Origin of the sequence: Sphingomonas sp. AAP5 (assembly GCF_004354345.1) — a bacterium.
GTDB classification, from domain to species: Bacteria; Pseudomonadota; Alphaproteobacteria; order Sphingomonadales; family Sphingomonadaceae; genus Sphingomonas; species Sphingomonas glacialis.
This window is the reverse complement of sequence record NZ_CP037915.1, coordinates 132077-150273: the sequence shown is the minus strand read 5'-3', so window position 1 is coordinate 150273 and position 18197 is coordinate 132077. Positions and strand designations below refer to the sequence as shown.

Here is an 18197-nt window from a genome sequence, read left to right as displayed (position 1 = left end):
TTAGCAAAGCCGCTTATAGCGGATCGGCCGCAAACCTGCAGTCGGATAAGCGACCGCGTTATCGATAGCACGAGGATTTGGAGCGATTTAGCCGGTAAATCGGGGTGTGTTTCACATTTCGGTAGGTGCGCACCACCGCAAACTCGGTGGGGACTCGTGCTATCGGTAACGCCGTGAAAGCCGTTCAAAGACCAGGTGTGCAGTACGAGGTCCAGGCCTTTGAAAAGATGACGAGATCCCGTCATCGTAGTCCGGCTCCCCGGGAAACCAGCCGCGACATCAGGCTCCCGATCGGCGTCGCATCGGTCCCATCGGACATCCCCCGCATGGCGACCGCGCGGCTCGTGTCCTTGAGGCCGTGGAGCGTCCGCCCAAGGTTCAATTCGCCCTTGCCAGCTTTGCTGCTCATTCCGCGAAGATACGCGCCGGGCCGCTGAACCTCGCCACGCCGGTATTTCTGAATGGTGGCGATGACGGAGGCAGCAGCACCTCGCTGACCCATGATGCGACAGGCTTCCTTGAACGCGTGATTGCTGATCCCCGACTGGCCCGCGAGCCGCTCCGCGGTGGCGACCACCTCGCCCCACGATCCATCGCGGTGGAGCAGACCGGAACAGAGCTCCGGCGCGATCGACATCATGAATTCCGGATCGACACCGTGTTTCTCCAGATCGTCGTCGACTGCAGTTTGAGGTTGAGAGGGGAGGGCGTCCCCATTTCCACTACTCTTTTTCGCCAAGCCACTACGGGTATCTGCTTTAGCAGATGGGAGTTGGTTTGTAGTTGTAGAGTGGATGTCCTCAGGTCCATCCCAGCATGAACTATCAGCCTGATAACTACCTGTGTTGGGGACGGCAATCTTGGCCGAAACAACCCCGACAAGACGACGCGCACGCTCTTCGATCTGCTCCACACAAGCCGTCAGGAGGCCGGCATCGCGGACGCAGCGCATCTGGTCGGTGGCCATCAACGCCAACGCGAGATCGTCACCCGCCTTCAAATCGTGAAGATCGGCGTCGAATGCCGTTTGGGCCAGAGCCCTGATATTCCTGCGGGCAGCGGCAAGGCGCTTGCGGAGCACTGTCAGTGCCGCGTCCTCTGCGGCTCCCTTGGCCGCGCGCGCAGCAAATTCCTGAAGCCTGGTCCCGATCGGAGCGAGCACGATGCCGTAGCCCCACGTGATGAAGCCGTCGGCCCCGCGGCGTCCACCACGATGACCGTTCGGACTATCCCGAAAGCTGATCAGACCGAAGGCCTGTGCCTGGTTCAAGAGCTTTTGAACCTGTCGAACGGTTACGCCCAGCTTTTGCGCGAGCAGGTCGTTCGATGGCCAAACGACGGGGATTTGTCCACCCTGCCAGTCCTGCGGCTTCGTCCAGGCAAACAGGAGATCGATGACGGAGACCACGCGCAGGGGGACGCCCATATAAGGAGCCGCCCTTTTGAGCGCCGCAAGCGCGTTGGAAGGTGCCATTCCGGTCTCGAGCCCGCAAAACTCATCGACAAGCTTCGTCGCCTTGGCGGCATGCTCGTCAAACCGGCGTAGTCCCCGACCGGGGCTTTGGGCAGCAGCCATTGTTCGTTCTCCCTGGGAGGGGAGCCCGTGCAGACACAGCGACACCGTGGCGCCACGGTCGACGCTTTGGGGTAGCAATATGAAAGGGAGCCAGCTAAGTGAGGGTTCTCACATCCGCCCTAGCAGGCGTCCCGAAAAGCCCGGCCTCGTGCCGGGTTTTTCATGTCCGCACAGCGTCCCCCTTGATCGTTGTGGCGCCCGCCCGGGTGGACGGCGGCGGTCAGCGTTGAGCCGATCCACAACGTTGATTGTTAAGCATCGCTGGCGGGTCGGTCGTGCGCGATGAATCGTGCTATCGGTAACGGGACGGTCAATAATCACGTGCTATCGGTAACGAAGCGTCGATCTTCGCTCGTGCTATCGATAACGCCGTGCCGCTGAGACACGTGCTATCGGTAACGCCGTCGCGTTCTCGCTCGTGCTTTCGGTAACGGCGTGAGAATCGTGCGATTCGGCTGTCTTACGTGACATGTAGCGCAGAAGGAGAGCATCCTCCTCTGCGCCGCGCCGGATAGGCGTGGCGGGGCAATGGCAGTTAAGTTAGCGAGGCATTGCAGGTTCGGGCTCGAAATTGGCTGACGCCGTCTGTCCAAGCGGTAGATCGAACGAGACCTTTTCAGTCGTTCGATATGTCACTGATGACCAAAAGAACGGAGTCTAGTGTGAGCCGTAGAAAATCGTCAGCCCGATCTCCGATCCTGTATTCGGGACTCCGCGATTTGAAGATCGAGCCACTGCTCCGAAGCAGCAAGAAGGGGAGCGAGCGTGCCGACAATCAGGCGGCGTCCGTCCTCGGGATCCGTTTGTCTGACTATGTATCCAAGCGCCTCGAGATGCTCGATGTGGCGCAAAGCGGTGGTCGTCGAGCCTCCGCTAAGCTTACAAAGCTGGGACACAGCGATGCGGCGCCGCTCGCACGTGGCCACGTAAAGCTCCAGGATCATGTCCCAGCTCGGATCATAGAAGCGGACCCCGTTGAAGTGGGTCGCCCGCCGACGCCGGCCGACCAACACCGCCCTGGCCTCGGCAAGCCTGCGCTCGGACAGGTCTCTCGCGTCTGGCGGCATCGACAGCAAAGTGTCCTCGATCGCCTTGCGCGGCAGCCGCACGACGACGTCGATCAGGTCGTCTCCTTCAGATGCTGCACCCATAATCGTCTTGATCCGTTTCGGATGTAGGGCTCGGCGTTCGCCGGCAAGCGGAACGTGCCGAGTGAAAGCGCGCCGAGCGCGAGGTAGGCGTAGATCCCAAGCCCGGTGTGGTAGGCAAAGAGCGGCACGCGGGGCAGCAGGGCGCCGAAGATGCTCATGAAGAGGTCGGCGACTGCGAAACCGGCCGCCCAGACGGGCCAGAAGCGGATTGTAGTTACACCCAGCCAATAGAACCCGCCCGCTACAGCGAGATCTATTAGCAAAGTGATCGTTTCCGCGGGCGCGAAATACGATGCATCCATCAGCCGAAGGGCGGTCGTCACGACCGACGCTATAAGATTTATAGCCGCTCCGACACGCTCAGGTCGCCCGCCCTTCAGTGCGGCATAGCCACAAGTGAGCAGCAGTGTGACGTCGAACAGCAGAGCCAAAATAATCTGCAGCGACATCACTTCTCCTGAGGGGTTCGCCCCTAAATTGGATGGCTCTCAAACTCGGGCAAAGTGGCCAATGCGGGCTTCGGTGCGCCTTCCCCCCAACTCGTCTCGGTCAGCCCCAGCTGTCGCCCGACCTTTTCGATCGAAAGATGCGCTCGTATCGCCATGTGATCTTGGCCTTCGATGAGGGAGGCCAGAGCTGCGACGGTAGCTTTAACGGTCCGCTGTGTCATCGCGGGAGCTAGGCGGTGCGCCTCCGTCGCATCAAGCGTCGTCAGTAGAAATTGCGCGGTGTCGCGCGCGGCGAGGTTGATCGACCGCTCCGCCTTTCGGAGCTCATCCGCGATTACCCGGCTCGTATTGGAAAGTCCTTGCATTACGGCTCCCTTGGACGATCAGCGCCCATCATAGTGGTTTCAGCCCAAGCAGGAGGAGCAGCGTTACGATCGCCATGCCGGCCGCAGTTAGGCCCAAGGGGGTCACGATCGAGATGATCGCGGTCCAGAAGGCAACCTGCTTCCAGGTGAGCATATTCGCTGCCGTCCCAGCGGTCGGCCAAGGGAGGGGAAGCGGGAAAGTTGGTGGCGCGGAAGGTAGGTCGTTTGCAGGGGGTAAAGGCTCTACCCCTCCGTCGTACTCCGCCAGGAGCCGCGCGGCATCAAAACGGGTCGGCACACCGAGGATATTATTCGCCTTTAACAGCTGCTTATCGACCGCCCGGTGGCTGCTACCCGTGGCCGCCGCGATCTCCTTCGAGTTGCGGTTCTGAAGCACAAGGCGGAGATAAGACCGTTGCCGATCGGTCAGGCGGGCAATGCGATCAGGTGCGCTTACACCGGGCGTCGGGGTTGGGGGCGTCTGTTCGGCAGGACGTCTATCCGGTTCGTTGGTCAGCATGCTCTCGAAAATACTCACGACGCGGAATGATTCGGCTCCAGATCAGCGATAACTCCTGACGGGCTCTGTCGATCAAATTGACATCGCGAATGGGTTCAGTCGGCGCGCGAACGCGGCGAACGGCTCCTGTTCGAGCGCCCACGACGCCTCGCCGAGTTCTCACTTTGAAGCAGGCCGAACCCATGCGCACCTTGGCGATCAGCAGCGGCCGCCAGTCAGCATGAGTGATAGCCCTAGTGAACGGACGGAAAATTGCCGAGAGTTGCGGCTGTGTCGTTCAAGCGTGAGGCCCAGAAGGAAAGGATCTGTCCCTCGGCAGGGCGATCTTCGGCTGTATGCGCGGCAAATTCGGACAGGGTGCGGGCGAGTTCGGCGCCTGTAATCACGCGTTCGCGTTCCAGTATCGTGGCAAGAAGTGCCAGCCAATCACCATGTGCCTGCACCAGCGCTTCGACCTGAAGCATTCCCGAACCACTTCCGGAGAAACCCTTTGAAGGGCTTTGATGCCGGCGGAACCTCGTAAGCAAACTTTTGATCAACGACATGGCGCGCGTTCCATCAACCGCCCGTAGCCGGGACGGTTGAACACGCGGGAACACTGGTAACCACGCCCCACGTATTCCCCGCACCGACAAGCGGTAGCAAGGTCTTGTATTTCGCGGGCCGCCCGACGGAAATCGGGGACCCAGCATTCGACCGCACATGCGGGCCAAGGATGGTGTTCAAGCCATGCCCAAGCCCGACCGCTATGGCACAAGGCTCAGGCGAAAACACGCTGTCATTGCAAATCCAAGCAGACCCCAGCATCCTGGAAGTAGGCGTCGCGCTCGTTGCCGGATCGATCTGCCGCATGGCGGGCGGCGCGGGAGCTCGCCCGGACGATCGTCGTGTCGATCGCCTCCGTGGGGGAGGTCATCAACAACGATCGGCATTGCTCGCGCGCTGCGCGTCCACAGGTGTGCCACGTGGCACACCTCAACCGAGGATCCTCACCCGCGAGGGCAGAGACGCTGGCACGGTGGCTTGGTCGGCGCAAATGCGCCGATGGAGCCGTGCCCGGTAGGGTCGCGCCCGATCATCGGCAAAAGAGTATGTATCTCACAAGCCGGCAGCGGCGACGGCTACCGCGAAGATCCGGATACTTGGGGGGATCGGCTGAGTTCGGGAAGGTGCGATGGTCGCCGCGTACTGATGAAAACGATCGCACCGCCCAGGATCAACGCGCGCGGATCGCTGTAACCTCCGCCACGGAACCACGCATCCTCATGGCAAAGTCGACCCGCTGTCCGACTTTCACGGTCTTGAGCAGTGCCGGTGGGATTGCCGTGAACGCCATCGTCATCGCAGGCCAGCTCAGTGCCGCGATCGGCCCATGCTTGATCGTCACCTTGGCGGCCTTGGGATCGATCGCGATCACGATGCCACTGCCACGCCCGACTTTCACGGCCCCCTTCATCGGCATGCCCTGCATGGAAGCGCCCGCCTGCGCCGATGCTGTGGTCGTTGTGAGGCCCGCGAGGACGGCGAATGCCAACAGGGTCTTCTTCATAGCGTATTCCTTTGCAGCGGTGGGACTGGGGTCGAAGGGTGAGGGGAACGCCGGGAGCGCCGCAGCAGCAGGAACGCTGCCGGCAGTACCAGCATCGAGAGCAACGGTGCGGTGAGCATGCCTCCGATCATGGGAGCCGCGATCCGGCTCATCACTTCGGAGCCGGTGCCTGTACCGATCAGGATCGGAAACAGGCCAGCTAGGATCACCGCGACCGTCATAGCCTTGGGCCGGACACGAAGGAGGGCGCCTTCGCGCACGGCAGCCTCGACCTCGGCATCGTCCGGCACCGGGCCTCGGGCATCCAGCGCATGCTTGAGGTAGATCAGCATCACCACGCCGAACTCTGCTGAGACACCGGCGAGCGCAATGAACCCGACACCGGTCGCGACCGATTGGTTGTAGCCGAGCAGATAGAGCAGCCATAGACCGCCGGTGAGCGCGAACGGGAGCGTGCCCATCACCAGCGCCGCTTCATCGAGCCGGCGAAAGGTCGCGTAGAGCAGCAGGAAGATGATGACCAAGGTCGCCGGAACGACGATCTTCAATCGCTCGACCGCGCGCTGCAGATACTCGAACTGGCCGGTATAGGTGACGCTGACGCCGGGCGGCAGTTTCACCTTGGCGGCGATCACATTCTGCAGATCGCGAACAATGGTGGTGAGCGGCGCGCCGCGTCCATCGATATAGATCCACGTCACCGGTCGGCCGTTCTCGCTGCGCAGCATCGGTGGTCCATCGGTGATGCGAACGTCGGCGACGGTGCCGAGCGTGATCTGCTGCCCTGCCGGCGTCAGCACGGCCAGGTTGCGCAAGCCCTCGATGCTGTCGCGCAGCTCGCGCGGATAACGCACGCTGATTGGATAACGCGCGAGCCCTTCGACGGTCTGGCCGATCGTCTCGCCGCCGATCGCGCCCGACACGATCGACTGCACGTCGGCGACGTTAAGACCATAGCGTGCCGCAGCAGCCCGGTTGATATCGACATCGATGTACCGCCCGCCGGTGAGGCGTTCGGCGAGCGCGGACCCCACGCCGGGCACGGTCTTCGCGACCTGTTCGATTTCGCGCGCGGCCGCGTCGATCTCGGCGAGGTTCGCGCCTGCCACCTTGATGCCGATCGGACTCTTGATGCCGGTCGACAGCATCTCGATCCGGTTGCGGATCGGGGGAATCCAGAAATTGGCGAGGCCCGGCACCTTCACCGCCTTGTCGAGCTGATCGATCAATTTGTCCTGCGTCATGCCCACGCGCCACTGATCCTTGGGCTTGAAGCGGATCGTGGTCTCGAACATTTCGAGCGGGGCAGGGTCGGTCGCGGTGTCGGCGCGGCCGGCCTTGCCGAATACGCTTTCCACTTCGGGTACGGTCTTGATGAGCCGGTCGGTGAGTTGGAGAAGCTGGCCGGCCTTGGCGGTCGAGATGCCGGGCAGCGCGGAAGGCATGTAGAGCAGGTCGCCCTCGTTCATCTGTGGGATGAACTCGCCGCCAAGCTGACTGATCGGCCAGAGGCTGGTCGCAAAGACGAGGCCGGCGATGACCAGCGCCTGTTTCGGCCGCGCCAGTACCCAGTCGAGCGCGGGGCGGTAGAGGCGGGTGAGGATGCGATTGATCGGATTGGCGTTCTCCGACGGGATGCGGCCGCGGATCAGCAATCCCATCAGCACCGGGATCAGCGTGATCGACAGGATCGCAGCGCCCGCCATCGCATAGGTCTTGGTGAATGCGAGGGGCGCGAACAGCCGCCCCTCCTGGCCCTGAAGCGAGAAGATCGGCACGAACGAGAAGGTGATAATGAGCAGACTGAGGAACAGCGCCGGGCCGACCTCGACCGCTGCGGCGGTGATCACGCGCCAGCGCTCGGCACCCACCAACGTCTCGTCCGGATGATCGTGCGCCCAATGTTCGAGATGCTTGTGGGCGTTTTCGATCATGACGACGGCGGCATCGACCATCGCCCCGATGGCGATGGCGATGCCGCCCAGCGAGAGGATATTGGCGTTCAGGCCTTGGACGCGCATCGCGATGAAGGCGATGAGAATACCGAGCGGGAGCGTGAGGATAGCGACCAGCGCCGATCGCACGTGCCAGAGGAACAGCGCGCAGACGAGCGCCACGACGATGAACTCCTCGATCAGCTTGCTGCGCAGATTGTCGACCGCGCGATCGATCAGGCCCGACCGGTCATAGGTGGTGACGACCTCCACGCCGGGTGGCAGGCTCTTCTTCAATTCTTCGAGCCGAGTGCGTACCCCGTCGATCACCTCGCGCGCATTCTTGCCTTGGCGCATCACGATGACGCCGCCTGCAACCTCGCCCTCGCCGTTGAGCTCTGCCAACCCGCGCCGCATTTCCGGACCGATCTGAACCGTGGCGACGTCGCCGAGCGTCACGGGCACGCCGCCAACCGTCTTGAGCGGCACGCTACGGAAGTCGTCGAGCGTCTTCAGATAGCCGGTCGCGCGGACGATATATTCCGCCTCGGCCATCTCGAGGACCGATCCGCCGCTCTCCTGATTGCCGCGCTTCAGTGCCTCAGTCACCGCCTCGTGGGTGATGCCATAAGCGGCCAGCTTCTGCGGATCGAGGACGACCTGATACTCTTTCACCATGCCGCCGATGCTCGCGACCTCGGCGACCCCCGGCACGGTCTTCAATTCGTAGCGCAGGAACCAGTCCTGGATGCTGCGGAGCTGTGCGAGGTCGTGACGCCCGGTCCGGTCGACCAGCGCATATTCATAGACCCAGCCCACCCCGGTAGCATCCGGGCCGAGCGATGCCTTTGCGCCCTCGGGCAGGCGGCTTTGTACCTGGCTCAGATATTCGAGCACCCGGCTGCGCGCCCAATAGAGATCGGTCGTGTCGTCGAACAGCACATAGACGAAGCTGTCGCCGACGAACGAATAGCCGCGCACCACGCGTGCGCCCGGCACGGACAGCATCGTCGTCGCGAGCGGATACGTGACCTGGTTCTCGACGATCTGTGGGGCCTGGCCCGGATAGGTGGTGCGGATGATGACCTGGACGTCGGACAGGTCTGGCAGCGCATCGACCGCAGTCGAGCGCAAAGCGCCCACCCCGACGACGATCAGCGCGAGGGCTGCGAGCAGGACGAGAACGCGCGCCTTGACGGACGCCTCGATGATCCGCGCGATCACTTCGTGTCGCCCGTGATCGGGCGCGCGGCAACACCGGTAAGGCTCGCCTCGCTGTCGAGCAGGAACTGGCCCGATGCGACGACTTTCTCGCCTGGCACCAGTCCGGCGAGGATTTCAGTCCTGCCGCCCGCCTCACGGCCCGCCTTGACCTCTGCTGGCCGATAGCGGCCCTTGTCCTCGGCGAGCATGACCAGCGTCCGCGTGCCGGTGCGGATCACGGCTTCGCTCGGCACAAGCAGCGCGGTGTCGGACGTACCGCCCAGATGGACCGTCGCGAACATGCCGGGGCGTAGGCGACCGCCTGGGTTACGTAGCTCGATCCGTACCGTAAGCGTGCGGCTGTCGGCCTGCGTCGTCGGCAAGACGGCGATGATACGTCCGGTGAATCGCTCGGCAGGGAAGGCCGCCAGTTCGGCAGTCGCGGTTTGCCCGACCTTGACGGCGCTTGCGCGCACCTCGGGCACTGCGGCATTCAGCCACACTGTGGCGAGACCGTTGACCTGGGCGAGCGTCTGCCCGACGGCGAGCGTTACACCCGCCCGCGCGTCGAGCGTCTGGATGACGCCGGCGATCGGACTGCGCACCGTGGTCAAGCCGCGTCCGCGAGCCGTACCGCCGGGAATTCCCAGGAGACGAAGGCGCTGGGCCGCAGCAGCGGTGAGCGCTCTGTCGCCGGTCCGCCTTACAGCCTCATACTCGGCCTGTGCGCCGCCCCATTCGGGCACCAGCATGTCGGCGATCGGCGCACCGCGTGCGATCACGTCGCCCGGTGCGCGATTATAGACCCGCTGGATAAACCCGGCAGCGCGCGCCTGGATGATCGCAATATCGCGCTGGTTAAAGTCGATCGTGCCAGTCGCATCCAGTGCGCCGGCCAGCGTCCCGGTGGTCGCCGTGGCGATACGGATGCCGAGATTTTGCATGGCGGACGGATCGATCGAGATGCCGGGGTTTGGGCTTGCCCCTACGGCGCTTGCATCCGGATATTTGGGGATCGTCTTCATCCCCATCGACGAGAGCGAGTCCGGATTGTCGTAATGCTCCTGCGGCACCATCGGGTCGTAGTAATAGAGTGGCTTGGGTTTAGCCGCGGAGGCCGGATCCGCGGTCGCCGATGTCACCGGGGCTGTCGTAGCCGGGCTCGTTATCCGCGCGGCCACGAACCCGATTCCGCCGCTGGCGAGGATAGCGAGAACAATGGCGCGGGAAGCAGGCGTGCGGGGAACGAGATCGCGCGGGCTCATCGTGGGTCGCTCCGATAGGTGAGGGTGAGGCGGGCGCCATCGATCGCAACCAGTGCCTCGCGGTCGAGGGTTTCGAGGACGGCATTGGCAAGCGCACTATGCGCGTCGACGACATCGAGCAGCCCGGCGCGTCCCCCGGCATAGCTCGCGGTCTCGAGATCGACGCGCTCGCGTGATAGCGGCTCGAGCGTCTCCTTCGATCGCATCCATTGCGCATGGTGCATGATGTGATCCGCGAGCGCCGCATCGAGGCTTGCTGCGAGCTGACGGCTCGTGTCCTCCTGCTCGGCGCGCCGTTTCGCCGCATCGGCCGCGCGTGCGGCGATCATCGGGTCTTGGCGATGCGATTTGAATAGCGGCAGGCCGATAGTGACGCCTGCAGAGACATAGTCGCCAAAGCGCGGATCGCGGCGCTGGTAGCTGACGTCGACCCCAAAATCGGGGCGGCGATCGGCCTGCGCCAACCGGACGTCGGCATCGGCCTGCCCGACACGGGCAGCAATCGCCGCCAGCATGGGGTTGCGGTCGAGGGCACTGCGCAATTGCGCGGGGTCCACCATGAAGTCTGGCAGGGGGCCGGCGACCGTAGGGGTCGGATCTCCGGTCCAGCGGATAAGGTCGGAGCGGGCACGCACGACTGCGGACACCAGTTCGTCGCGGCGATCGTCGAGGGCGGCGAGACCTTGGCGTCCGGCAAGCGTCTGCGCCGGGCGAGCGCTACCCGCCGATACCGCACTTGGTGATGTCCGTACCAAACGATCGAGCCTGCCGCGCACGGCGTCGAGCGCCACCAGACGGCGCTCGGCATAGGCCAGCGTGATCCAAGCGATTGCGGTTTCGACCTCGACGGTGCGGGCTTCGGCAACCGCCTCCGCATCGGCAGCCGCGATATCGGTATCGGCACGCGCCTGTTGCGCATGGCGCTTGGCGGCGTTCGGAATGTCCTGCGACAGCCCGACCCGCGCCCAGGTGAAATTGTCGCGATTGGGCTCGAACGCGAGCGGCCCCGAGACCGGGAAGCTATCGATCCCGAGCGCAAGCTTCGGATCGGGAAGGGCGCCTGCAGCTCCGCGTGAAGCACGCGCGCTATCGGCACCGAGAGTACGAGCGCGTAGCGACGGCGCATGGCCCTTCGCTGCGGCGAGCGCCGCATCGAACGTGAGCGGTTCGGCCGTGGATGTAGTGGCGGTAAGCGCAGCGATCAGCGCAGCGCTCAGTATCGTGTATTTGGACATGGTTTCCCCGCTGGCAGATCGATGCGTAGCGAAAAGTCGACCGGCAGGGTCAAAGCCCTGCCGGTCGACTTTCAGCGCTCGATTAGGAACTGTGCGAGGCGCAGCAGGCCATAGCGCCGGACTTGGCCGTCATCATAGACTGGCAAACGTCGGCGTCGGTCATCGCAATGGCCGCTGGCACCCAGACGCGGCGCGCCACGGCAAGCGGAGCGCGAGGGCCGGGAGCCTGGACACCCGGCCGCCATTCGTAATGACCGGCATCTGGACGCGGTGATGCGGATGCGGAGGTGGCAGCAAACACGGCGATCATACCGACGAGGACGCCGGAAAACTTGATATTCATGGTGTTAATTCCTTGATCTGAACAGTGGCCGCCAGCACGCAAGAGCCTCGAAGAGGCCTGCGGCAGACGGATTTCGGGTGTCAGATCAGGAAGCTGGGTGGGTCGGGGTCGGGGCCGTAGGTCCGCCCATCAAGGCGCGCAGTCAGTGGCCATGCTGGATCAAGGCGATCGAGCTGGCGTGTCGTGAGAGTAGCACCTACCGGCTCGGTGATCGCTGCGGTGGTGCATCCCATCGCCGCGATGCATTGGAGCGTCATCTTCTTACACGGCACCGAGCCGTGCATCTGTCCCGCCGTCATGCCATCGCGGCAATCCATTGAGGCCATTGTCGCCATCGACATGGTCTCGCTCTGAAGCGGGCTCATTGCCATGGCCGTGGACTGTCCGAACAGGCCGACGACCGCAAAGAACAGCAGGAAAAGGCGAAGAAAGCGGGTCACGTCATCGTGTAACCTAATGCAACGGGGTTAAAGGTCAATTCGCCCAAACGAGCAGTCGGTTACACGGCAAGATCGATGCCGCAGGACCAACCAGCTCTTATCTACCATGATGCGCGAAGACGCGCCTCCCAGCCGGGCCGAACGCGATCACGTCATAGGGCTGCGCTTTCATGCCCGGCACTTCCATGCCGGCTGAACCCATCGGCATTCCCGCCACGGCTAGGCCGCGCACACCCTTGGGATGCTGCGCAAGCGCTCGCTTCATGGGGACCGGTGAGAGGATGTTCAAAAACGTACGCTAAGGCACATCGTTGACGTACGACGCCTCCGGGTTTTCACCACGGCCAGTCAGGCGGCCGGCGTTTGCGGCAATGATGACGGCAATCTCATCATAAACGACACGCACCCGCTTCGACATTTCGGCAGCGGCATGGCCCACTAGCCACAGCGGCTCTTCCATCAGCAGCGTGGAAGGCAAGCGTAAAAGGCCCGAGCTCAGGAAACAGGGCAGAATGCCGATACCAAGGCCCGCAACAATGGCGGCACGGTGAGCTTCCAGATGATTGAAGCGAATATCCGCCGATCGTCCGGTGAGGCGATGAAGCCAGCGTGAGGCCGGGAGATCATGATCGTCAGTCCACCCGACGAGCCGCGCCGACGCGAGATCCGGAACTGGGCCGACACCAGCGTAAAGGCCATGGCACATCATTCCGGCCTTGCGAACCGTCAGTGCGCCATGATCGGGGGGCACGAGACGTAATGCGAGGTCGGCTTCGCCACGGGCGATACCGACCGGAGCTATGCCGGTAATGATTTCGAGTTCCAGTTCCGTGTATTGCGAGAGGATGGCTCGCAGCGCCGGCAGCAGCAGGTGGGTCGTGATCGTCTCTGGGGCCGCGAGGCGCACGACCCCACTGATTGCTTCTGCCCTCCCGTTCGCACGGGCGCGGAAGCCGGCCACGGCCTCCTCCACGCGCCCTGCTTCCGACATAAGCGCTTCGGCGTCTGGGGTCGCCGTATAGCCGCCCGAGTGTCGAACAAAGAGTGTCGACCCGATCGCTGCTTCAAGGGCGTCAATTCGCCGGCCGACCGTCTGGATGCTGACCCCAAGCATCCTTGCAGCACCGGTCAGGCTACCTGCCCGGTAAGTCGCCACGAAGTAGCGTACATCGTTCCAATCCATCAATGATCCATAATTGGAAAACCAGTTTCCTTCTACTTCCATTCCTGAAGGCGGTGTTAGACGCGATATCGTCCGGCGAAGGAGATCGCTCATGGAGCAATCACGATTTGAACGTGGCCAGGCTCGATTGGCAGAGGTCGATGGGGAAGCCGGACAGACGGTTATCGCGTCGCTCGCCGACATCGCGCCTGACCTTGGCCGCTACATTATCGAGTTCGGCTTCGGCGACGTATACAGCCGCCCCGGCATCGACCTCAGAACCCGCGAACTGGCGACCGTCGCGGCCCTGGTCTTCATGTCGGCGATCGGGACATGTCCCTCGAAAGCCATGCCGTCGATAATCGCGGTATGGCAGGAGCCAAGATCAGCCGGCACACCCATCTTGCGCTGAAGCACGTCGCGGCGCGTATCATCGATGATCTGGACGTTGCGGCCGAACTGCTGGCGCACCTGCGCCGCCCACTTCTCGCAACAGCCACACCCAGGATCACGGTGCATCGCGATGCTGCTCGCCGCCAATGCGGCAGCGGGCATTATCATGGCTGCGGCGACGAGAGCGCTATGGATCGACAACTTCATCGCTCAACTCCTTAGGGAAGGCCCCGCCCGTGAGGGCGGGGACCTAGGCAACGGCCTTACTGGGGACGCTTGCCCATCTTGCGCAGCATAGCATTGAGCGTCGCGATCTCGCGGTTTTGGCTGGCGATCGTTTTCTGCGCCTCGCGCCGAATCTCGGCATTCTGGCTGTGACGAAGCACGGTCTGCGACATGGTCACGGCGCCGCGATGGTGCTCGATCATCTTGCGGACCCACGTCTCGCCGGCATCGGCGCCCATCGCCGCCATCATCTGCTCATGCATCTTCATCATATCCGGCCCGTACGGATTGGCCGGGGTCGGCTGCATCATCTTGGAATGATCCATGCCCTGCATTTGGCTATGGTCCATCCCCGCCATGCCGCCCTGCTGCGCGACAACGGGGCTGGCGGCGAGCGCCGCAGCGAGGATACCGATCGTGGTGATAGTCTTCATGGGTACTGCTCCCTAGGAACCCCCGCCCTACAAAGGAGCTACGCGGCAGCCTTGCTCACCCCTCGAACTTTTCTTCGCCTGCGGCGCGGCCAGCGCATGTAGAGGAGCACCACGCCCGCTACGGCCAGGATCAACCCTCCCGCTGCGAATGCCATCATCCAGGGCGTGTTGAAGTTTTCGTGGTTCTTCCAGTCCATGATGTGGAGCCCCCAGAAGAAGTCATAGAGCCGCCACGTGCCGGTTCTGACACCGACGATCTTCCCGTTATCCGGCAAGACGAAAACCCGGGTCGTCTCCGCATCCTCGAACTGCACGCGCCAAACCGGCAGCTTGCCACGAAACTCGGTGCTCGCGGTGCGGACCAGCTTCGCCGACGCAGGCGGCGCGCCGGTGCCGCGGTACGCCGCCCGCGCGATCTTCACGGCGAATGGCGCATCGATGCTCGCCATCGCGTTTCCGCTCAGGGCATCGTGCATGCGCACCGTGCCGTCCGCCATCGTCAGCTCGGCGACGGGACGGCCGAGCAAGCTCGTATAGCGCAACTCACGAACAAGACCCGGCGCCGCCCTCAGGACGGCTGCCGGTGAAACGAGCTGCTGGGCCAGTGCCAGTGTCTCTCCGCTATCGCGGGCGACGAGATGCTCGCCGCGAACCCGCTCGATCGGCAGGATGCTCATCAGCAAGCCGCTGGAGAACCAGAGCAGCAACTGCACACCTATAATCAGCGCCAGCCAGCGATGAAGCTTACTAGCGCCGATATGGAGGCGGAGCCTGCCGCTCCTCAGAACCAGGTCCTCACACCAGCGACGAAGCTGAACCCGCCGGTGTCATCGCCCCGTGCCCTCGTGAACCGCGCAGTATCGCCGAACTGCCGTTCCCATGACACGCCAATGTAGGGCGCGAACTCTCGGGATTTTTCGTACCGCAGGCGAAGCCCGAGCTCGAGGTCGGTGAGCCCCGAGCCGATGCCATCGCGCTGCACGTCCTGGGCCGAAAAATTGGCTTCCACGCGAGGCTGGAGCACGAAGAACTGTGTCACGCGCTCATCGTACCAAGCCTCGGCTCGGCCGAGCACGTCGCCCTTGTCGGACAGGAACAGGGCGCCCTCGACATCGAACCAATAAGGAGCAAGTCCCTCGATACCGACCGTGGCATAGGTGCGGGACGGGTTCGGCTTGAAGTCGTAGCGGACGCCCGCCTGCAGATTCCAATAGGGGTCGAGCGCACGGCTATAGAGCGCCTGGACCTCTGCCGCTTCGAGCGGTTTACCGAACGTACCCTCACCCTCGCTCTTCAGCGTAAGCCGGTTGATGTCCCCCCCAATCCACGCCTCGCCGTCCCAACGATAGCCGTCGCCGCCCTTGCGTGCCTGGTACTCGGCGAGATTGAAGAGCACCTGGTAATAGGTCATCCCGCCATGCTCACGACGCAGGTCGCGGTTGGCCACGCTCATTGCCGCCTCACTATAGTAGCGGGACGCGGCGAGCCCCGCGGCAGGGGCAGGTGCGGGAGCATTGCCCGGCTTCAGGTCGGTGCCGACCGGCGCCGCCGTCCCCGGCATCGCTGCCATGTCGTGCTGCGTGGGCTGGCCGGGTGCCATCTGCATGCCGGGCATTGCCGACATGTCATGCCCGGCGTGTTCGCCCTCGATCGTGACCGGAGCAGGACTCGGGGCCATGCCCTGCATGCCCGACATGTCGTGGCCGGCATGCGGATCGGCCGGCTTGGCACCGCCCATGTCCATTCCCGGCATGGCGTGTCCCGCGTGAGGATCGGCTACGGGAGCGACCGGGTGCTTCGTGGGCGCCTTCCGCAACGTCGCCTTCTTGGCAGGGATTTTCCTAGCAGCGGGCTTGGGTTTGGCAGCCGGCGTTTTCGCCGGCATCTTCATGCCGGGCATGCTCATGCCCGGCATCATCGAATGGTCCATCGTCTGGGCCGTCGCGGGCGCAACGCCGACCACGAGTGCACCGATCCCGGCGAGAAGCAGCGCCTTCATGCCGCCCCTCCCTTCGCGGAACGCACCTGGACAACCTGCATCATGCCCGCGTGCATGTGGTAGAGCATGTGACAGTGGAACGCCCAATCGCCCTCGTTGGCGGTCACATCCCAACTGACCTTGCCCCCGGGCTGCACCATGACGGTGTGCTTCCTCGGGCTGTACGCGCCGTGGCCCGTCACCAGCTCGAAGAAGTGGCCATGCAGGTGGATGGGGTGGCCCATCATCGTATCGTTGACCAGCGTGACGCGGACGCGCTCGCCGGCAAGGAACGGGATCGGTGCTTTCACCTCGGACAGCTTCTCGCCGTCGAGCGCCCACATGTAGCGCTCCATGTTGCCCGTCAGGTGGATCTGCATCTCGCGCGACGGCGCGCGCAGATCGGGATTACGATCGACCGCGACCAGATCGCGGTAGGTGAGCACGCGATGCCCGACACTCTCCAGCCCCTGACCGGGATCGCCGGTGCGGTCCATCGGCATCGGCGAGATGGTCTGGACGCCCGGCCCCTTTTTCACGCCGGGGGCTTTTGCGAAGTCCCGCATGTTCATGTCCATGCCGGCCATACCGCCCATCGCCATGCTGTCGTGCGCGCTCGACGCGCCGGCCATGCCCGGCATCGCAGCCCCGGCCTGGGTGCCGTGATCCATACCCGCCATGCCGGTCATGGCGCCGGCACCGGCACCGGCAGCGCCGTGCCCCATCTGCGCGTGATCCATTGCGGGAGCGGGCGTGCCGGCAGCCGGCATCGACGCATGATCCATCCCGGGCATGGCGCTATGATCCATGCCCTGCATCGATCCGCCACCCGACATGTCCATCCCCATGTCCTTCATGGTGGCGACGGGACGTTTGCGAAGCGGCGGGATTTCCGCCGCCATGCCTTCGCGCGGTGCCAAGGTTGCGCGCGCCATTCCGGAGCGATCGACGCTCTCGCCTACCAACGTGTAGGCGCGCTCGTCGATCGGGTTGACGATCACGTCGTATGTCTCGGCAACGCCGATCTGGAACTCGTCGACCTCGACGGGGCGCACGTTGAGGCCATCAGCCTGGACGATCGCGAGCTTCAGACCCGGAATGCGAACATTGAAAGTGGTCATCGCGGAAGCGTTGATGACGCGCAGGCGTACCCGCTCGCCGGGTCGGAATAGCCCGGTCCAGTTATCTTGCGGGCCATGCCCGTTGACGAGGTAGGTATAGGTCGAACCCGTCACGTCGGCGACGTCAGTCGGGTCCATTCGCATCTTGCCCCATTCGAGGCGGTCCTTGAGTGACTGATCCTCGCCCTTCAACAAGCCGGCGAGCGTCTGTTGCTGCCTGTTGAAATAGCCCGACTGCTTCTTGAGCTTCATAAAGATGCGGTGCGGATGAAGCTGGCTGTGGTCGGACAGCACAATCACGTGCTCCCGATCCGACTGGATTGGATCGACACCCTTGGGGTCGATCACGATCGGGCCGTAAAGCCCCATCTGCTCCTGCAACCCGGAATGGCTGTGATACCAATAGGTGCCGGCCTGCACGATGGGGAACTCGTAGGTGAAGGTCGTACGCTTTTCGATACCGGGAAAGGCAACGCCGGGCACGCCGTCCATCTGGAACGGCACAATCAGACCGTGCCAATGCAACGAGGTCTGCTCGTCGAGACCGTTCTCGACATGCAGGCGCACGGTCTGGCCTTCGCGCAGGCGGATCAGCGGAGCGGGGACGGTTCCGTTAATACCGATGGCGTGGCTCTGCCGCCCGTCGATCGTCATCATCTGATGCGCAACGCGCAGCCGGATGTCTTCGCCGGACACGGTTGGCAGTGGCTTCACGATGCCGGCGGAAACGGGTTGCGCCCAAGCCGGCATGTACGCCGACAGGGCGACGCCTCCTCCGGCAAGGGTAGCACCGCGCAGTAACTGGCGGCGGTCGAGAACGCGCGACATGGTGGCTCCTTGGAGTTGGGCCGCTA

The 18197-nt window shown here is 63.6% G+C and carries 18 protein-coding genes and 2 pseudogenes; 1 reads left to right on the top strand and 19 read right to left on the bottom strand.

From position 1 onward, the window contains the following. Nucleotides 1-241: 241 nt before the first annotated feature. The 14 genes and pseudogenes from repC to E2E30_RS20405 form a co-directional block, all read right to left on the bottom strand. On the bottom strand, nt 242-1576 hold the full coding sequence (gene repC / locus E2E30_RS20470) for a plasmid replication protein RepC (protein ID WP_133192491.1): 1335 nt from the start codon (nt 1574-1576) through the stop codon (nt 242-244). A gap of 680 nt (nt 1577-2256) precedes the next feature. After that, entirely contained in the window at nt 2257-2727 is a 471-nt protein-coding gene (locus E2E30_RS20465; protein ID WP_133192490.1) for a MarR family transcriptional regulator, read from the bottom strand. Next, a complete protein-coding gene (locus E2E30_RS20460) occupies nt 2697-3176 on the bottom strand; it encodes a hypothetical protein (protein WP_133192489.1) in 480 nt (159 codons plus the stop codon). Before E2E30_RS20460 ends, E2E30_RS20465 begins: the two co-directional genes overlap by 31 nt. A 23-nt stretch (nt 3177-3199) precedes the next feature. Continuing rightward, nucleotides 3200-3541 (bottom strand): hypothetical protein, encoded by a 342-nt coding sequence (locus tag E2E30_RS20455; protein ID WP_133192488.1) that lies wholly within the window; start codon nt 3539-3541, stop codon nt 3200-3202. A gap of 28 nt (nt 3542-3569) precedes the next feature. Beyond that, on the bottom strand, nt 3570-4061 hold the full coding sequence (locus tag E2E30_RS20450; RefSeq protein ID WP_133192487.1) for an RNA polymerase subunit sigma-70: 492 nt from the start codon (nt 4059-4061) through the stop codon (nt 3570-3572). Between the two features lie 233 nt (nt 4062-4294). After that, nucleotides 4295-4606, bottom strand: a complete 312-nt coding sequence (locus E2E30_RS20445) for a hypothetical protein (protein WP_240699159.1) — start codon at nt 4604-4606, stop codon at nt 4295-4297. A 671-nt stretch (nt 4607-5277) separates the two neighbouring features. Then, a complete protein-coding gene (locus tag E2E30_RS20440; protein ID WP_133192486.1) occupies nt 5278-5610 on the bottom strand; it encodes a copper-binding protein in 333 nt (110 codons plus the stop codon). Beyond that, nucleotides 5607-8768, bottom strand: a complete 3162-nt coding sequence (locus E2E30_RS20435; RefSeq protein WP_133192485.1) for an efflux RND transporter permease subunit — start codon at nt 8766-8768, stop codon at nt 5607-5609. Before E2E30_RS20435 ends, E2E30_RS20440 begins: the two co-directional genes overlap by 4 nt. Next, the gene (locus tag E2E30_RS20430) at nt 8765-10012 is read right to left on the bottom strand and encodes an efflux RND transporter periplasmic adaptor subunit (protein ID WP_133192484.1); all 1248 of its coding nucleotides are present in this window, start codon (nt 10010-10012) and stop codon (nt 8765-8767) included. The genes E2E30_RS20435 and E2E30_RS20430 overlap by 4 nt, the downstream gene beginning before the upstream one ends. Then, nucleotides 10009-11247 (bottom strand): TolC family protein, encoded by a 1239-nt coding sequence (locus tag E2E30_RS20425; RefSeq protein ID WP_133192483.1) that lies wholly within the window; start codon nt 11245-11247, stop codon nt 10009-10011. The genes E2E30_RS20430 and E2E30_RS20425 overlap by 4 nt, the downstream gene beginning before the upstream one ends. 82 nt (nt 11248-11329) lie before the next feature. Further along, nucleotides 11330-11590 (bottom strand): hypothetical protein, encoded by a 261-nt coding sequence (locus E2E30_RS20420; protein WP_133192482.1) that lies wholly within the window; start codon nt 11588-11590, stop codon nt 11330-11332. Between the two features lie 80 nt (nt 11591-11670). Continuing rightward, nucleotides 11671-12030, bottom strand: a complete 360-nt coding sequence (locus E2E30_RS20415) for a hypothetical protein (protein WP_133192481.1) — start codon at nt 12028-12030, stop codon at nt 11671-11673. A gap of 97 nt (nt 12031-12127) precedes the next feature. Then, nucleotides 12128-12295: pseudogene (locus E2E30_RS20410) on the bottom strand (DUF411 domain-containing protein); the annotation flags it as partial. Between the two features lie 33 nt (nt 12296-12328). Further along, a complete protein-coding gene (locus tag E2E30_RS20405; protein ID WP_240699157.1) occupies nt 12329-13306 on the bottom strand; it encodes a LysR family transcriptional regulator in 978 nt (325 codons plus the stop codon). Between E2E30_RS20405 and E2E30_RS21200 the strand changes: the two are divergent. Next, a pseudogene (locus E2E30_RS21200) lies at nt 13305-13502 on the top strand (carboxymuconolactone decarboxylase family protein); the annotation flags it as partial. The gene E2E30_RS20405 and the pseudogene E2E30_RS21200 overlap by 2 nt on opposite strands. Here E2E30_RS21200 and E2E30_RS20395 read toward each other — a convergent pair. The 5 genes from E2E30_RS20395 to E2E30_RS20375 are packed head-to-tail and all read right to left on the bottom strand — an operon-like array spanning nt 13415 to nt 18171. Next, a complete protein-coding gene (locus E2E30_RS20395; RefSeq protein ID WP_443018425.1) occupies nt 13415-13792 on the bottom strand; it encodes a DUF411 domain-containing protein in 378 nt (125 codons plus the stop codon). The pseudogene E2E30_RS21200 and the gene E2E30_RS20395 sit on opposite strands and share 88 nt — an antisense overlap. A gap of 56 nt (nt 13793-13848) precedes the next feature. After that, nucleotides 13849-14244, bottom strand: a complete 396-nt coding sequence (locus tag E2E30_RS20390) for a DUF305 domain-containing protein (protein ID WP_133192479.1) — start codon at nt 14242-14244, stop codon at nt 13849-13851. A gap of 38 nt (nt 14245-14282) precedes the next feature. After that, nucleotides 14283-15002: a PepSY domain-containing protein gene (locus tag E2E30_RS20385; RefSeq protein WP_272482956.1), complete on the bottom strand. Its 720-nt coding sequence runs from the start codon at nt 15000-15002 to the stop codon at nt 14283-14285. Nucleotides 15003-15025: 23 nt separating this feature from the next. Further along, a complete protein-coding gene (locus tag E2E30_RS20380) occupies nt 15026-16243 on the bottom strand; it encodes a copper resistance protein B (protein ID WP_133192477.1) in 1218 nt (405 codons plus the stop codon). Continuing rightward, on the bottom strand, nt 16240-18171 hold the full coding sequence (locus E2E30_RS20375; protein WP_133192476.1) for a copper resistance system multicopper oxidase: 1932 nt from the start codon (nt 18169-18171) through the stop codon (nt 16240-16242). Before E2E30_RS20375 ends, E2E30_RS20380 begins: the two co-directional genes overlap by 4 nt. Nucleotides 18172-18197: the final 26 nt, after the last annotated feature.

Excerpts from the sequence above, each read along its gene's own strand:
- repC (WP_133192491.1), bottom strand. The coding sequence starts at position 1,576 with ATGGCTGCTGCCCAAAGCCCCGGTCGGGGACTACGCCGGTTTGACGAG.
- E2E30_RS20465 (WP_133192490.1), bottom strand. The coding sequence starts at position 2,727 with ATGGGTGCAGCATCTGAAGGAGACGACCTGATCGACGTCGTCGTGCGG.
- E2E30_RS20460 (WP_133192489.1), bottom strand. The coding sequence starts at position 3,176 with ATGTCGCTGCAGATTATTTTGGCTCTGCTGTTCGACGTCACACTGCTG.
- E2E30_RS20455 (WP_133192488.1), bottom strand. The coding sequence starts at position 3,541 with ATGCAAGGACTTTCCAATACGAGCCGGGTAATCGCGGATGAGCTCCGA.
- E2E30_RS20450 (WP_133192487.1), bottom strand. The coding sequence starts at position 4,061 with ATGCTGACCAACGAACCGGATAGACGTCCTGCCGAACAGACGCCCCCA.
- E2E30_RS20445 (WP_240699159.1), bottom strand. The coding sequence starts at position 4,606 with ATGTCGTTGATCAAAAGTTTGCTTACGAGGTTCCGCCGGCATCAAAGC.
- E2E30_RS20440 (WP_133192486.1), bottom strand. The coding sequence starts at position 5,610 with ATGAAGAAGACCCTGTTGGCATTCGCCGTCCTCGCGGGCCTCACAACG.
- E2E30_RS20430 (WP_133192484.1), bottom strand. The coding sequence starts at position 10,012 with ATGAGCCCGCGCGATCTCGTTCCCCGCACGCCTGCTTCCCGCGCCATT.
- E2E30_RS20425 (WP_133192483.1), bottom strand. The coding sequence starts at position 11,247 with ATGTCCAAATACACGATACTGAGCGCTGCGCTGATCGCTGCGCTTACC.
- E2E30_RS20420 (WP_133192482.1), bottom strand. The coding sequence starts at position 11,590 with ATGAATATCAAGTTTTCCGGCGTCCTCGTCGGTATGATCGCCGTGTTT.
- E2E30_RS20405 (WP_240699157.1), bottom strand. The coding sequence starts at position 13,306 with ATGAGCGATCTCCTTCGCCGGACGATATCGCGTCTAACACCGCCTTCA.
- E2E30_RS20395 (WP_443018425.1), bottom strand. The coding sequence starts at position 13,792 with ATGAAGTTGTCGATCCATAGCGCTCTCGTCGCCGCAGCCATGATAATG.
- E2E30_RS20390 (WP_133192479.1), bottom strand. The coding sequence starts at position 14,244 with ATGAAGACTATCACCACGATCGGTATCCTCGCTGCGGCGCTCGCCGCC.
- E2E30_RS20380 (WP_133192477.1), bottom strand. The coding sequence starts at position 16,243 with ATGAAGGCGCTGCTTCTCGCCGGGATCGGTGCACTCGTGGTCGGCGTT.
- E2E30_RS20375 (WP_133192476.1), bottom strand. The coding sequence starts at position 18,171 with ATGTCGCGCGTTCTCGACCGCCGCCAGTTACTGCGCGGTGCTACCCTT.